The organism is Serratia sp. 3ACOL1, from assembly GCF_003668775.1.
GTDB lineage: Bacteria > Pseudomonadota > Gammaproteobacteria > Enterobacterales > Enterobacteriaceae > Chania > Chania fonticola.
In genome coordinates, this window is the sequence record NZ_CP033055.1 from 962,231 (window position 1) to 977,933 (window position 15,703).

Genomic DNA, 15,703 nt, shown 5'->3' on the forward strand with positions numbered 1-15,703 from the left:
TCAAGCTGCAGCGTTGTTACCTGCACTATCTCACCCCAGTCACTTACAAAAGTAAGCTCCTGGGGATGAGATAGCTTGGCGCCTAGCTGCAACTCGAAATCCATAGGGCATCAAGGCCGAATTCTGAGTTTACTCAACCTCTCGCAGTAGCGAGGGGTAATAAAAAATTGGAGAAAAAAATACAATGGCAAAGCAAATTCCTTTCGAATTGGTGTTAGAGAAAGCCTACCAATACAAAGATGAGATGACGCGCTTCCTGCGGGACATGATCGCTATCCCGAGTGAAAGTTGTGACGAAAAGCTGGTGGTGCTGTGTATCAAGAAAGAGATGGAGAAGGTCGGGTTCGACAAGGTTGAGATTGACCCGATGGGCAACATCCTGGGCTATATCGGCCACGGCCCACACCTGATCGCGATGGACGCGCATATCGATACCGTCGGCATCGGCAACATCAAGAACTGGACCTTTGACCCTTACCAGGGCATGGAAAATGACGAGATCATCGGTGGCCGTGGCGCATCGGATCAGGAAGGCGGCATGGCTTCCATGGTTTACGCGGGCAAAATCATCAAGGATCTGGGGCTGGAAGATCAGTATACGTTGCTGGTGACCGGCACCGTGCAGGAAGAAGACTGCGACGGTCTGTGCTGGCAGTACATTATTGAGCAATCCAACATCCGCCCAGAGTTCGTGATCAGCACCGAACCAACCGACTGCCAGATCTACCGCGGCCAGCGTGGCCGTATGGAAATCCGCGTGGATGTGCAAGGCATCAGCTGCCACGGCTCGGCACCGGAGCGTGGCGATAACGCCATTTTCAAAATGGGCCCAATCCTCAACGAACTGCAACAGCTGTCCGGCAACTTGGGTAACGATGATTTCCTGGGCAAAGGCACGCTCACCGTTTCAGAGATTTTCTTCACTTCACCTAGCCGCTGCGCGGTAGCAGACAGCTGTGCGGTATCCATCGACCGCCGCCTGACCTGGGGTGAAACCTGGGAAGGGGCGTTGGACGAGATCCGTGCGTTGCCAGCGGTACAGGCCGCCAAGGCGGTCGTGTCGATGTATGACTATAGCCGTCCGTCCTACACCGGTCTGGTGTATCCAACCGAATGCTACTTCCCTACCTGGAAGGTCGAAGAAGATCACATCACGGTGAAAACCCTGAGCAAGGCCTATCAAGGTCTGTTCAAGAAGCAGCCGGTGGTGGATAAGTGGACCTTCTCTACCAACGGGGTCTCTATCATGGGGCGTCACGGTATTCCGGTGATCGGTTTTGGCCCGGGCAAAGAGCCTGAAGCCCACGCGCCGAACGAGAAGACCTGGAAAGACCATCTGGTGACCTGTGCGGCTATGTATGCCGCCGTGCCTTTGGCTTATCTGGAAGAGTTGGATAAATAAGCGACCCCTCACCCCAACCCTCTCCCACAGGGAGAGGGAGCTGTCCGGAGTCTGTGGTTGGTCCGTACAGCTTCGGAAAGTGGGGTGCAAGAGGAAAGATATTACACATAGAAATCAGCGAACTCGATCGGTCTCCACAGGGAGAGGGAGCTGTCCGGAGTCTGTGGTTGGTCCGTGCAGCTTCGGAAAGTGGGGTACAAGAGGAAAGATATTACACATAGAAATCAGCGAACTCGATCGGTCCCCACAGGGAGAGGGAGCTGGTGTCGAGTGGTTTTCAAATGTGCAAATTTCATCTGTAACGAGGGTGATGTAGTAGGCGAGCCTCTGCTTCTCCAGGAAGAACGCTAAAACATCCGCGAATTCGATCGGTTCCCTCTCCCTGTGGGAGAGGGTTAGGGTGAGGGGCCTATCCAGCACCCAGCAAGCATCACACAGCAATATACCCGGCACCCTCCGCCGGATTTTTTTATGGAGTGCCTAGCAATGAAGCAGTTGATTAAGAACGGCATTCTGGTTGATAGCGACGGGCAGTACGCTCAGGATTTGTTGATTGAAAACGGGGTGATCTGCCAGCGCGACACGGCGATCGAAGCCGATAGCCAGTGTGAAGTTATCGATGCGTCCGGCTGTTACGTCATGCCCGGTGGCATCGATGTCCATACCCATTTCAATATCGATGTCGGCATCGCCCGCAGCTGCGACGATTTTTTCAGTGGCACCCGCGCGGCGGCCTGCGGCGGTACCACCACCATTATCGATCATATGGGATTTGGTCCGGCGGGCAGCAATCTCCATCATCAGCTCAACGTCTACCACCAGTATGCGGCCGGCAATGCGGCGATCGACTACGGCTTTCACGGCGTGATCCAGCATATCGACGACGGCATTCTCGAAGAGATGGCCAGCATGGTGCATGACGAAGGGATCAGCAGTTTTAAGCTGTATCTGACCTACCTCTACAAGATTAATGATACCGACGTGCTGCGGGCCTTGGGGCAACTGCGGCAGGTTGGGGCATTAACTACCGTTCACCCAGAAAACGATGCAGCGATTGCTCTGCGCCGTGCTGCGCTGGTGGCTGCAGGTAAAACAGCACCGATCCACCATGCATTAAGCCGCCCGTTGGAATGTGAGGCAGAAGCGATTGGCAGGATGATCAATCTGGCCCATCTGGCAGACAACGCGCCGCTGTACATCGTCCATTTATCTAATGGTCTGGGGCTGGATTATTTGCGTCTGGCACGCCAACAGCGCCAACCGGTGTGGGTAGAAACCTGCCCGCAGTATCTGCTGCTCAATGAACAATGTTACCTGCGCGAAGATGGGGCGAAATACATCCTCAGCCCACCGCTGCGCGACCAGCGTGAATTGGATCGTCTGTGGGTAGGCATTGCCGACGGTTCTATCGATACCGTCGCCACCGATCACTGCACTTTCCCTTATCACCAACGGCAGGCAATGGCGGCGGGGGATTTTACCCGCTGCCCGAACGGCCTGCCTGGGGTTGAGAATCGCATGATGCTGCTGTTCTCTCATGGGGTGATGAGCGGGCGGATTTCCCCTTCACGCTTTGTGGCGCTCACCAGCAGCAACCCGGCGCGGTTGTTTGGCTTGTGGCCGCGTAAAGGCAATCTAAACCCCGGCGCTGATGCCGACGTGGTGATCTTTGATCCGCGCCAATCCACGGTTATCAACCACGCGCGGCTTCATGACAATGCGGACTATTCGCCTTATGAAGGTTTTCAGTGCCAGGGCGCGCCGGTGCTGACGATGTGCCGAGGTGAAATCGTAGCTCGCAATGGCGAATTTACCGGGCGGCAGGGATACGGGCAGTTCTTGCGTCGTCGACCTTTCAATGCCCAGATCGCGGCAAAAATGGGGTAACAGAGTCTTGTGTTGCCCCTCACCCCAACCCTCTCCCATAGGGCGAGGGAGTAGGACGGCGTTGTGGCCCGTAAAATGTTGAAGTAAGACACCGCAATAACAACGTGGCACGGACGGTCCCCTCTCCTTGGGGAGAGGGTTAGGGTGAGGGGAGTCATACGTTGCACTAATCAATAAGGATCAAAATGAACAAGAAAATAGTTCTGGCATTGGGCGGTAACGCATTGGGTGAGGGCCTGGCGGAACAGATGCAGGCGGTTAAAACCACCGCGCGGGCGATTGTCGATTTAATCGAGCACGGCCACCAGGTGGTGGTCACCCACGGCAATGGCCCTCAGGTGGGCATGATCAATCTGGCGTTTGAGGCGGCGGCAAAAAGTGAGGCCCATACGCCGATGTTGCCAATGTCGGTGTGCGTCGCGTTGAGCCAGGGATATATAGGTTACGACCTGCAAAACGCCCTGCGTGAAGAGTTGCTCGATCGCAATATCGTCAAGCCGGTAGCCACGCTGATCACCCAGGTGATCGTCAACGGCAGCGATCCGGCGTTCCTCAATCCCACCAAGCCGATTGGCTCGTTCTTTACCAAGGCCGAAGCCAGCCAACTGACCAAGAACGGTTACAACATGGTAGAGGATGCGGGCCGTGGTTACCGTCGGGTTGTGGCTTCGCCCAAGCCGATCGACATCGTGGAGAAAGAAACGGTACGCTCCATGATGGAGGCCGGGCAGGTGGTGATCACCGTGGGGGGCGGCGGTATTCCGGTGATCCGCGAAGGTAACCACCTGCGGGGAGCCAGCGCGGTGATCGATAAAGACTGGGCCAGCGCAAAACTGGCAGAGATGATCGATGCCGATATGCTGATCATCCTCACCGCGGTGGAAAAGGTGGCGATCAACTTTGGCAAACCGAATGAGCAATGGCTGGAGCAGTTGAGCATTGCCGATGCCCAGCGCTTTATCGAAGAAGGGCACTTTGCCAAAGGCTCAATGCTGCCGAAGGTAGAGGCGGCGGTGGCGTTTGCCGAATCCAAGCCAGGGCGTCAGGCGTTAATCACGGTATTGAGCAAGGCTCAGCAGGGCATTGAAGGCAAAACCGGCACGGTGATTAGCCATTAATCACAGACACCAGACTCACAAGAGGCGCTGCATACAGCACCCCTTGTGAGTCAACAATCGCTATCTGCGCCCAAGTTTCATAATGGCTTCAAGCACCGCCCCGGCGATGGCCCGCGCCTTATCTGACACCGTGGTGTAATCCGCCAACGTACCGCGTGGGTCGATATCACCGATTTTAGTACCGATCTTAACCTCCAGCCCATCATGCAACAAACCGCGCACCATACCGGAAAGCGGCGCAATCACCGGCACCTCGCCGCAGTGGGCCACTACATCCCCCTCCTGTACCAAATCCCCCAAAGCGACGCGACATTGCATAACGCCATCGGCTGGTGCACGGATCACCCTGCGGGTGGTGTGGCCAGCGATATTGCCGGGAATACCGGTATTGGGATGGGTGTAACCTTGATAAATCACTCGTCCCAGTGCGTGGCCGCGATTGGTTTCGATCACCGCATCGCAATCCTGCCCGGCGTTGAAGCCAGGACCAAGGGCCACGGTGAACGGCGCCATATTGCGGTGGGTCCCCAGGTTTTGTTTGGCCAGAATGGCATCCACCAGAAAGCGAGGTTTGAGCTGCTCCAGGCTGCGGGTCTCTGGGTCAACCAACAGCGGGATCTCGCCGCGGTTGATGATGTCGAAGGCTTCGTTGACGTCGTTGGCCAGGCAGGCGGTGACGCCCTCCACGCAGGTTTTGCCGTCAAACATCGCCTGGGCAAATGCCACCGTCCGGCGGATGGCGGTCGGCTGGGCAATGTCGAGCATGATGACCTGAAAACCGGCATGAAACAGCCGCAGCGCCACGCCGGTGGCGATATCGCCTGCACCACGGATCACCACCAGTTTGTCACGCGTTAAGCGGATGTCATTTTTCATCAGCCCGCCAGCGGATTGGTTGCGCACCTGCAGCAGCTCTGCCAGCACGCTGATGGCGATTTCTTCCGGCGTTTCTGCGCCGATGTTATAGCCGACCGGGGCATGCAGCCTGGCAAGCTTCTCATCTTCCACACCGCGCTGGCGCAACTGTTGGGTAAAGGTCTGTACCTTGCGGCGGCTGGCGAGCAAACCAAGATAGCGCAGCGGTTGCTCGATCAGCACGTTGAGTGCCTCGCAATCCTGATTGTTGGTGGCGATAATCACAAAGTTGGCCGGATCAATATTCATCTTGTCGATGGCCGCCGGGAAGGTCTCGCCATGAACCAGAGTGGTGCCCACTGGAAATAGCGCCAGGTCGAGGCTGGCCGGGTAGATATCGGCAACGTGAATATCGAAGCCGAGCGGCTTGGCGGCGTTGGCGATGGCGCGGTTGACGTGCCCGGCACCGATCAATATCAGGCGCGGGCGCAGGCCATGCACGTCGATATACACCGACATTGCGCCTCCACAGTCCGAGCCTACCGCATCCTGCCCGGTGCGCGCCATGCGGCCATGAAACACCCTGGCCTTGCGCTCCGCAATGGCGGCAATTGCCTGTTCGATCACCAGGCGTTCGATCATGCCACCACCGATAGTGCCAATACAGTCACCATCGGCCATCACCAGCATTTGCCCCGAATGGCGCGGTGTAGAGCCACGGCTTTCGATAATCTGGGCGAGCGCAAAGGGCCGGTTTTCTTCTTCTAAACGTGCAGCTTCGGCGAAGATATTCATTATGACCTCGTCAATAACCTCAGAAATATTATCGTGTTAAGCGCCGTATCAGGTGGTGGATCGCCGGGGTCTCCTGCACTGCGCCAAACCAGATGGCGCTGAGCGCCAGTTCTGGCCGCAGCAGCGGTTGCCAGCGGGAAGCCGGTTGATTATCACAATGAGAAGCCTGATTGATCAGCCATACTCGTCGTGTCTGCGGAGGCGTACCTTTGAACATTCCGTCAGGGTGCGCGATCAGGGTGTCGAATACCCGATGATCCAGTACTTCACCGGCACCGACCCCCGTCAGCGCTGAGAAAATCGCCCAGCGGTGAATTTGCTGTGGGTCTGCGGGACGATCGATCACCTGGCCTCCGGTTAGCGCGATAACACAATCACTGTGGGAGGGGATGCAAGGTTCATGCCTTGCCGGGGCTTTCAGGGGGAACCCTCGGGAGCCGTCCGCCTCGACCAGGATCACGTCGAAGGCTCCACGCTGTTTGATCTCGTCGATTTGCACGGGGGTTAACCCGATAACCTTGTTATCCTGCGGCTGATAATGACTGAAGCAGGCGGTAATGGCCGGGGTGCTGCTGGTGGTGGGCGGTTGGCCTATCAACAGGTGGTGGTAGTTGGCAGCGGTAGGCCGGTACATCTTGGTGGTGGTAGTGAACAGCACACGCTTGCCCTGGTGATAAAAGGCTTGCGCCAACCAGTGCAGGGTACTGGTTTTCCCCCCGGCCCCAATCAGGGCGATCAGCAGCGGTTGCCCTTGCTCAAGGCGGTGATATTCCTCACTGAATAATTCTCTGAAGCTGGGCGTCATAAATAGCCTGATTTGTGAGTCAGAAAGCGGGAGATATAACCGTGATTTAACCGATAACCAATATGCGGTTTTTTCAGGATAGATTGCCGGTTTAATAGCAAACAACCTTGATGTAATCGATATTTGGCAAACATTCATACTTTATCGATTGCGGTCTCGTTTTTAACCAAAGTGCTATTTGGCCGTATCAAAGTGATAGCTGGCGATGTTTTTTTGATAATTGATTCCATTAGCGTAGCCGTGATGATTAAGTGACTACCGGCACTGATTTTTATTCTCACTTGCGATTGTGAGCCCGTTCACAAATAAAATTAACAATTAGAACTGCCTCACGAATTTAACCGCTGCCCAACCCCGTGGGGAGATTTGGCCTGATTGTTGCTGCGTTATGCATAACCGATGTGAAAAACCGTCCTCAGGTTTTTGCTCACTCATCATTCAGGCATTTCGTCGCAAGGAGATAAAGCTATGGGAGATTTAATGCGTCCCGTTCCGTTCAAGGCGCTGTTAACCCGGATTTTCGATGAATATCATGAGAGCCGGTCTATTTTTGGTATTCCAGAAAAGCAGTTTTATCGTAAACATGACGATCGGCGGATTAACGTCTTCAACGAAAGTTGTGAAACGCCGCTTGGCCCGGCCGCAGGCCCGCATACTCAGTTGGCGCAGAATATCATCGTCTCCTGGCTGACCGGTGGGCGCTTTATCGAATTGAAAACCGTGCAGATCCTCGATCGGCTGGAGTTGGAAAAGCCCTGTATCGATGCCGAAGACGAATGCTTCAACACCGAATGGTCGACCGAGTTCACGCTGCTCAAAGCCTATGATGAATATTTAAAAGCCTGGTTTGCCCTGCACCTGCTGGAGGAGATGTTTGACCCGCGCACTAAAGGGGAAAGTAAGTCCTTCATCTTCAATATGAGCGTGGGTTATAACCTCGACGGGATTAAACAGCCGCCGATGCAGGACTTTATCCATAACATGATGGATTCTGCACAGCACCCGAAATATGCCGAGTATCAACATATTCTTGCCGCATGGGTTAAGGACGAGGGCTTTATTAGCCAATTCGCCTTATCCACCCAACGTGGGGCATTGGCACAGCTGCCAGAGCATATTCCAGCGCAACTGGTCAGCGGCATTACCCTTTCGACCATGCACGGTTGCCCGCCAGATGAAATTGAAGCCATCTGTCGCTATATGCTGGAGGAAAAACGGCTCAATACCTTTGTAAAATTAAACCCGACGCTGCTGGGTTATCCGCGTGTGCGTTCCATTCTGGATAGTTGCGGATTTGATTATGTTGGGCTGAAAGAAGAATCTTTCGAGCACGATCTTAAGCTGGAACAGGCGATTGCGATGTTGCACCGCTTGACCGCGCTGGGTAAACAGCACCAGTTGGGCTTCGGGGTCAAATTGACCAATACCCTGGGGGCTATCAACCATAAAGGCGCCTTGCCGGGCGAAGAGATGTATATGTCCGGGCGCGCGTTGTTCCCGCTTTCCATCAACGTGGCGGCGGTTCTCTCCCGTGAATTCAACGGGGAACTGCCGATTTCCTATTCCGGCGGGGCAAGCAAGTTTAACGTTCGCGAGATTTTTGACACCGGCATCCGGCCAATCACCATGGCCACCGATCTGCTCAAGCCCGGCGGTTATTTACGCCTGACGGAATGTATGCAAGAGCTGGACGCTTCCGATAGCTGGCAGATGACGCGCATCGATGTCGATAAGCTGCAAGCGCTGGCAGACAAAGCCGTCAGCATGGAATACACCCAGAAACACTGGAAATCAACGGATCGCATCGACGCCGGTGGCCCACTGCCGATGATTGACTGTTACGTGGCTCCTTGCGTCACCGCCTGCGCCATTAAGCAGGATATCCCGGAATATATCCGGCTGCTGGGCGAACAGCGCTATGCCGATGCGTTGGAGCTGATTTATCAGCGTAACGCCTTGCCAGCCATTACCGGGCATATCTGCGATCACCAGTGTCAGTACAACTGCACCCGTCTTGATTACGACAGCGCGCTGAACATCCGCGAACTGAAAAAAGTGGCGTTGGAGAAGGGCTGGGATGAGTATCAGCGCCGCTGGCATAAACCGGCAGGCTCTGGCAGCAAACGTCCGGTCGCCATTTTGGGCGCTGGCCCGGCGGGTCTGTCCGCTGGGTACTTCCTGGCACGGGCCGGGTATCAGGTTACGTTGTTTGAGCGCGAGGCCAATGCGGGCGGGGTGGTGAAAAACATCATTCCACAGTTCCGCATCCCGGCGGAGCTTATCGAGCACGATATCGACTTCGTGGCTGCACACGGCGTGAAGATGGTTTATGGCTGCGATCCCGATCTGACCGTCGACAAGCTGCAACAACAGGGCTTTGACTACGTGTTTATCGGTATCGGCACCGATAAAAACAGCGGCGTGAAGCTGGCGGGCAATAACCGCAACGTCCACAAATCCTTGCCATTCCTGCGCGATTTCAACCTCGGTAAGCCGATGAACCTGGGCAAACACGTGGCCGTGGTCGGTGCCGGTAACACGGCAATGGACTGTGCCAGGGCTGCATTGAAAGTGCCAGGCGTGCAGGACGTCACCGTGCTGTACCGCCGCACGCTTAATGAGATGCCAGCCTACCGCGAAGAGTATCAGGAAGCGGTAGAGGACAACGTGCAGTTTATGTTCCTCACCAACCCGGAACACTTTGATGCCAACGGTACCTTGACGGCCAGAGTGATGGCGCTGGGAGAGCCGGATGAGAAGGGGCGCCGTCGCCCGGTCGCCACAGAACAGACCTTGATGCTGCAGATGGATACTTTGATCACCGCCATTGGCGAGCAGGCTGATGAGGAAGTGCTGCATAAGCTGGGCGTACCGTTGGATGATGCGGGCTATCCGCAGGTCAACACCGCCACCGGCGAAACCACCCGGCCTAACGTTTTCCTGATCGGCGACGTGCAGCGTGGCCCGTCATCCATTGTTGCTGCCATCGGTAGCGCCCGCAACGCCGCCGAAACCGTGCTGGCGCGGGAGAACGTCAAAACCCATCACGCCGACAAATACTGGTCCAACGTCGATCCGGCGGAAATCTATCGCCGCAAAGGCACTATTTCAGTCGCGATGGTGGATAAAACCGAGCGCGAAGCCTTTGTTGCCCAAGAAGCCCAGCGCTGCCTGGAATGTAACTACGTGTGCAGCAAATGCGTCGACGTTTGCCCGAACCGCGCCAACGTGTCGATTGCCATACCGGGCTTCCAGGATCGTTTCCAGACCCTGCACCTGGACGCCTACTGCAACGAATGCGGTAACTGCGCCCAGTTCTGCCCGTGGCAGGGTAAGCCATACAAAGACAAGGTGACGATCTACAGCTTGCCGCAGGACTTTGCCAACAGCACCAATCCAGGGTTCCTGGTGGATGGTGAGCAGGTCAGCGTTCGGCAGGGCGGCAAGCTTTACCAACTGCAGATCGATAGCGACGGCCAGCTTGAGCAAGTGCCGTCGGAACTGGAGGAGATGTGCCGCATTATCAGCCATGTGCACACTCATCATCATTATCTCCTTGGCCTGGTGGAGGTGTAATCATGCTGATATTAACCAATGCAACCGGCGTGCAGCTCGACCCCGCCAGCGTACAGCCCGGTATCGATATCGTCATTGAAGGGGCGTTGATCAAAGAGGTGGGCCAAGGGTTGGCGGCCAAATATCCCCAGGCCGAAGTGCGCAATATGCACGGCAAATGGGTGATGCCAGGGATTGTGTGTGCCCACAACCATTTCTACTCCGGGTTATCTCGCGGGATTATGGCCAACATCGCGCCAAGCCCGGACTTTATCTCCACGCTGAAGAACCTGTGGTGGCGGCTGGATCGGGCGCTGGATGAGGAATCGCTGTATTACAGCGGCCTGATCTGCTCGCTGGAGGCTATCAAGAGCGGCTGTACGGCGGTGATCGATCACCACGCCTCACCCAACTTTATCGCCGGTTCGCTGAAGACCCTGCGCGCAGGCTTTATCGAGACCGGTCTACGCGGCATGACCTGTTTTGAAACCACCGATCGCAACGGCGGGGAGCGCGAACTGCGTGCTGGCGTGGAGGAGAATATTGCCTTTGCCCAGTTGATCGACGTCGCCAAAAAAGCCGGTAAGGAGCCTTACCTGGTGGAGGCGCATATTGGCGCTCACGCACCGTTCACGGTATCTGATGCCGGGTTGGAGATGCTGCAAGCGGCGGTTAAAACTACTGGCCGTGGTCTGCATATCCATGCCGCCGAGGACAGCTACGACGTATCCCACAGCCACGACAAATATGGCAAGGATCTGATCGCGCGTCTGGCGCAATACGACCTGATCGGGTCAAAAACGTTGGTCGCCCACGGTCTGTATCTGTCTGCGGCGGACATCGAGCTGATCAACCAGCAGGATGCCTTCCTGGTGCACAACGCCCGCTCCAATATGAACAACCACGTGGGCTATAACCATCAGTTGGTGCAGTACCGCAACCTGGCGCTCGGCACCGATGGCATCGGCTCAGACATGTTTGAAGAGCTGAAGTTTGCCTTCTTCAAACACCGTGATGCGGGCGGGCCGCTGTGGCCAGATAGCTTTGCTCGCTTCCTGGCCAACGGTAATCAACTGCTGGCGCGCAACTTTGGAGCCAACTTCGGGTGCCTGGCCGCCGGTTACAAAGCGGATCTGACCATCTGTGACTACCCGTCACCCACGCCGCTGGCGGCGCAAAATATTGGCGGACACCTGGCCTTCGGCATGGGGGCAGGCAGCGTCAACAGCGTAATGGTGGAAGGCCGCATGATCTATCAGGATCGCCAGTTCCCGTTCGATGTGGAACCGATCTACGCAGAGGCTCGCAAGGTAGCGGCCAAGCTGTGGCAGCGTATGGATGCCTTGAATTAAACCGGTCGCCGCTCTGCGAACATCGGGTGCGGCTGACATTGATGAGGGTGCAACATGATTGAGCAATTCTATCGGCCAGGATCGGTACAGCAGGCGCTAGAGCTAAAACGCCAGTTCCAGCAGGATGCCGTCTATTTCGCCGGCGGCAGCAAACTAAACGCCACACCCACTAAAACACGGCAAAAGATTGCCATCGCGCTGTCGCAGCTAGGCCTGGATCAGGTGAGCTGGCAGCAGGGGGCATTGCATATCGGTGCCACCATTACCTTACAGCGTTTAATGGATACCCAGCTTATCCCGCAGGCCCTGAGTGAGGCGCTGGGTTTTGTCTATTCCCGCCATATTCGCAATCAGGCCACGCTGGGTGGTGAAGTTGTTTCGGCAGCGAAAGACTCGCTGCTGCTGCCGGTGCTGCTGGCATTGAGTGCCCAAGTGGTGGTGGGGAGCGGTAAGACGATGGCGCTGGAAGACTATCCGCTGTGCGGCGGCAGTGAACTACTGCTGGCGGTGGTACTGCCGGATCCTTATCGTACCTGCGCGACCCGTAAAATTGCCCGTTCAGCGGCGGGATTGCCGGTGGTGACTGCGGCAGTATCCCGCGATGCGCAGGCGAAAATTCGTATCGCCCTGAGCGGCGTGATGGCACCTGGCCGCCTGCGTGATGCAGAGAACAGTGGACTGAGCGGCTTGGCGTTGGAGCAGGTGGTGGCGCAGATGGTGTCTCCGCCAGATGACATCTGTGGCAGCAGCGTTTACAAGCGCTATATCACCGGTGTGGTGGTGGCAGACCTGCTGGCGGATTGCCTGGCATCAGGGGAGAAATCATGATGAATATTCGCTTTACGCTTAACGACGCTCCGCAGGAGATGCAGTGCCAGCCCGGTGAAAACGTCCAGCAACTGCTGTTTACGTTGGGAATGCATTCGGTCCGCAATAGTGATGACGGCTTCGGGTTTGCCGGTTCGGATGCGATCCTGTTTAACGGCGTGGTGGTCAACGCCTCGTTGCTGATCGCCGCCCAGTTGGATAATGGCGTGGTGACCACGGCCGAAGCGCTAGGGAGCTGGAACCAGCTCAGCCTGGTGCAACAGGCGATGGTGGACGTGGGGATCGTCCAGTCCGGCTATAACGACGCGGCGGCGGCGCTGATCCTGACGGATCTGTTGGCCCGCATCGAGGAACCAACGCGTGCGCAGATCGACGATGCGTTGTCGGGCTTGTTCAGCCGTGACGCCGGTTATCAGCAGTTCTATCAGGTCGTAGCGCTGGCGGTGGCTCGCCGTAACGATCCTGAATTTCAGTCGCTTGCCGCCCCTGAATTCCGCAGCGATCTGAACGTGGTTGGTAAGCTGTGCCCTAAGGTGGACGCGGCGAAAATGGTACAGGCCAAGCCTTGCTACGTGGAGGACCGCGTAGCCCGCAATGCCTGTATCATCAAGATGCTGCGTAGCCCGCATCCTCATGCTTTGATCACGCATCTGGACGTCAGCAAAGCCGAGGCGTTGCCTGGTGTGGTGCATGTGATCACCCATCGCAACTGCCCGGATATTTATTACACTCCCGGTGGGCAGAGCGCGCCAGAACCCTCACCGCTTGATCGCCGGATGTTTGGTCAAAAACTGCGTCACGTAGGTGACCGGGTGGCGGCGGTAGTAGCCGAGAGCGAAGAGATTGCGTTGGCTGCGCTGGCATTGATCGACGTTGAATACCAAGTGCTTAAACCGGTGATGTCGATTGATGAGGCGATGGCGGAAGGAGCACCGCTGGTGCACGACGAGCCGATTGTCTACATCCACGGCGCACCGGACGATCTGGCCGAGCAGAACCAGGGCAGTGCGCAGCGTGGCACCGAGCATGTGACGATCAACTTCCCGATTGGTGCCAAACCCCACAGTAATATTGCCGCCGCGGTACATGGACGCATTGGCAACGTGGATCAAGGCTTTGCCGAGGCAGACGTGGTGCTGGAGCGCACCTACGAATCCAAGCAGGTGCAGCAGTGCCCGGCGGAAATGCACGTCTGCTACACCTACATGGACGGCGATCGGCTGGTGATCCATGCATCAACCCAGGTGCCTTGGCACCTGCGTCGCCAAGTTGCCAGGATCGTCGGGCTCAAGCAGCATAAGGTGCATGTGATCAAAGAGCGGGTCGGCGGCGGCTTTGGCTCCAAGCAGGATATCCTGTTGGAAGAAGTGTGTGCTTGGGCAACCTGCGTGACCGGCCGTGCGGTCTATTTCCACTATACCCGCGAAGAAGAGTTTATCAGCAACACCTCGCGCCACGTGGCCAAGGTACGGGTGAAGATTGGGGCGAAAAAAGACGGCCGCCTGACGGCGATCGACATGAACTTCCTGGCCAATACCGGCCCTTATGGCAACCATGCGCTGACGGTGCCCAGCAATGGTCCGGCGCTGTCGCTGCCGCTCTATCCCTGCGATAACGTCAATTTCCAGGTGACCACCTATTACAGCAACATCTGCCCGAACGGCGCTTATCAGGGGTACGGTGCGCCAAAAGGCAACTTCGCCCTGACCATGATCCTGGCAGAGATGGCGGAACAACTGCAGATGGATCCGCTGGATATCATCGAGCGCAACCGGGTAGTTGAAGGGCAAGAGTTGAAAATCCTCGGGGCGATTGGCGAAGGCAAAATGCCGACCTCGGTGCCAAGTGCCGCCAGCTGTGCGCTGGAGCCGATTTTGCGTAAAGGGCGTGAGCTGATCCAGTGGAGCTCACCGAAAGTCAGCCAGGGAGACTGGCAGATTGGCCGTGGCGTGGCCATTATCATGCAAAAATCCGGTATTCCGGATATCGATCAGGCCAACTGCATGATCAAGCTGGAGTCGGACGGTACCTTTATCGTTCATTCCGGCGGGGCGGATATCGGCACTGGGCTGGATACGGTCGTGGGCAAACTCGCGGCAGAAGTGCTGTGCTGCCCGTTCTCCGAGGTACATGTGATCTCCGGTGATACCGATCATGCCCTGTTTGATAAAGGGGCCTACGCCTCTTCCGGCACCTGCTTCTCCGGCAATGCGGCGAAGAATGCGGCGGAAAATCTCAGGAAGAAAATCCTGTTCCACGGCGCGCAGATGCTGGGTGAGCCAGAAAGCGACGTCACGCTGGTAGTTCCAGGCGTGGTGCGCGGTAAACAGGGCGAAGTGACGTTCGCGCAGATTGCCCATAAGGCAGAGACGGGCACCGGCTTTGGTACCCTGGTGGCCACCGCCAGCTATATCTCCTCTGACTTTGCCTTCCCGTTTGGTGCCAACTTTGCCGAAGTGGCGGTCAACGTGCGCAGCGGTGAGATCCGGTTGGATAAGTTCTATGCCTTGCTCGATTGCGGCACCCCGGTTAACCCGGAGTTGGCGCTGGGGCAGATCTATGGGGCTTCAATGCGTGCCATCGGCCACAGCATGACGGAAGAGATTATCTATGACAGCCAAGGCTCGCCGATCACTCGTGATTTGCAAAGCTACGGCGCGCCGAAGATTGGCGACATCCCGCTGGACTTCCAGGCGTTCCTGGTGCCGAGCGACGATCGGGTAGGGCCATATGGGGCCAAGTCGATCTCCGAGATTGGCGTCAACGGGGCGGCTCCGGCCATCGCCATGGCGATCCACGATGCCTGTGGCGTTTGGCTGCGCGAATGGCATTTCACCCCAGAGAAAATCTTGAGGGGGTTAAATAAGCTGTCAGCGTAGATTCTGTAATAAGTCGTACCGGGATAATGGCTGATGACGGTCATTATCCCGCTATACCTGCCGAGTTAAACCGGCGGCGGGTATAAACGATTCAATATATTAGCCAAAGGCTAATCTGTTATTGCCGCCATACAAAATGATGAGCTAAAGATAAAGGCTCAGGCTAGCCCGTGGATTTAACATGGCGAAAGTGCAGGGCGTGGAGCTTATTGAATCAGATGATCAAA

The 15,703-nt window shown here is 56.4% G+C and carries 9 protein-coding genes; 7 read left to right on the top strand and 2 right to left on the bottom strand.

Annotated elements, in window-relative coordinates:
- Positions 1–184 precede the first annotated feature (184 nt).
- The 3 genes from D9980_RS04415 (at position 185) to arcC (ending at position 4,407) form a co-directional block, all read left to right on the top strand.
- Positions 185–1,402, top strand: a complete 1,218-nt coding sequence (locus tag D9980_RS04415; protein WP_046808163.1) for a YgeY family selenium metabolism-linked hydrolase — start codon at positions 185–187, stop codon at positions 1,400–1,402.
- A 486-nt stretch (positions 1,403–1,888) separates the two neighbouring features.
- Positions 1,889–3,289: a dihydropyrimidinase gene (gene hydA, locus D9980_RS04420; RefSeq protein WP_121606524.1), complete on the top strand. Its 1,401-nt coding sequence runs from the start codon at positions 1,889–1,891 to the stop codon at positions 3,287–3,289.
- 185 nt (positions 3,290–3,474) lie between these two features.
- Positions 3,475–4,407 (top strand): carbamate kinase, encoded by a 933-nt coding sequence (arcC, locus tag D9980_RS04425; protein WP_121606525.1) that lies wholly within the window; start codon positions 3,475–3,477, stop codon positions 4,405–4,407.
- Between the two features lie 60 nt (positions 4,408–4,467).
- Here the strand turns inward: arcC and yqeB are convergent, their stop codons facing one another.
- A complete protein-coding gene (yqeB, locus tag D9980_RS04430; RefSeq protein WP_121606526.1) occupies positions 4,468–6,057 on the bottom strand; it encodes a selenium-dependent molybdenum cofactor biosynthesis protein YqeB in 1,590 nt (529 codons plus the stop codon).
- A gap of 28 nt (positions 6,058–6,085) precedes the next feature.
- Positions 6,086–6,862, bottom strand: a complete 777-nt coding sequence (gene yqeC / locus D9980_RS04435) for a selenium cofactor biosynthesis protein YqeC (RefSeq protein ID WP_121606527.1) — start codon at positions 6,860–6,862, stop codon at positions 6,086–6,088.
- A gap of 468 nt (positions 6,863–7,330) precedes the next feature.
- On the opposite strand from yqeC, the gene ygfK reads away from it, so the two are divergent.
- Genes ygfK through D9980_RS04455 form a run of 4 tightly spaced genes read left to right on the top strand, consistent with a single transcriptional unit; the run spans position 7,331 to position 15,476 of the window.
- On the top strand, positions 7,331–10,438 hold the full coding sequence (gene ygfK / locus D9980_RS04440; RefSeq protein WP_121606528.1) for a putative selenate reductase subunit YgfK: 3,108 nt from the start codon (positions 7,331–7,333) through the stop codon (positions 10,436–10,438).
- Positions 10,439–10,440: 2 nt separating this feature from the next.
- A complete protein-coding gene (gene ssnA, locus D9980_RS04445; protein ID WP_121606529.1) occupies positions 10,441–11,769 on the top strand; it encodes a putative aminohydrolase SsnA in 1,329 nt (442 codons plus the stop codon).
- 54 nt (positions 11,770–11,823) lie between these two features.
- Entirely contained in the window at positions 11,824–12,597 is a 774-nt protein-coding gene (gene ygfM, locus D9980_RS04450) for a molybdopterin-dependent oxidoreductase FAD-binding subunit (protein WP_121606530.1), read from the top strand.
- Positions 12,597–15,476 (top strand): molybdopterin-dependent oxidoreductase Mo/Fe-S-binding subunit, encoded by a 2,880-nt coding sequence (locus tag D9980_RS04455; RefSeq protein WP_121608949.1) that lies wholly within the window; start codon positions 12,597–12,599, stop codon positions 15,474–15,476. Before ygfM ends, D9980_RS04455 begins: the two co-directional genes overlap by 1 nt.
- Positions 15,477–15,703: the final 227 nt, after the last annotated feature.

Excerpts from the sequence above, each read along its gene's own strand:
- hydA (WP_121606524.1), top strand. The coding sequence starts at position 1,889 with ATGAAGCAGTTGATTAAGAACGGCATTCTGGTTGATAGCGACGGGCAG.
- D9980_RS04415 (WP_046808163.1), top strand. The coding sequence starts at position 185 with ATGGCAAAGCAAATTCCTTTCGAATTGGTGTTAGAGAAAGCCTACCAA.
- yqeC (WP_121606527.1), bottom strand. The coding sequence starts at position 6,862 with ATGACGCCCAGCTTCAGAGAATTATTCAGTGAGGAATATCACCGCCTT.
- arcC (WP_121606525.1), top strand. The coding sequence starts at position 3,475 with ATGAACAAGAAAATAGTTCTGGCATTGGGCGGTAACGCATTGGGTGAG.
- yqeB (WP_121606526.1), bottom strand. The coding sequence starts at position 6,057 with ATGAATATCTTCGCCGAAGCTGCACGTTTAGAAGAAGAAAACCGGCCC.
- ygfK (WP_121606528.1), top strand. The coding sequence starts at position 7,331 with ATGGGAGATTTAATGCGTCCCGTTCCGTTCAAGGCGCTGTTAACCCGG.
- D9980_RS04455 (WP_121608949.1), top strand. The coding sequence starts at position 12,597 with ATGAATATTCGCTTTACGCTTAACGACGCTCCGCAGGAGATGCAGTGC.
- ygfM (WP_121606530.1), top strand. The coding sequence starts at position 11,824 with ATGATTGAGCAATTCTATCGGCCAGGATCGGTACAGCAGGCGCTAGAG.
- ssnA (WP_121606529.1), top strand. The coding sequence starts at position 10,441 with ATGCTGATATTAACCAATGCAACCGGCGTGCAGCTCGACCCCGCCAGC.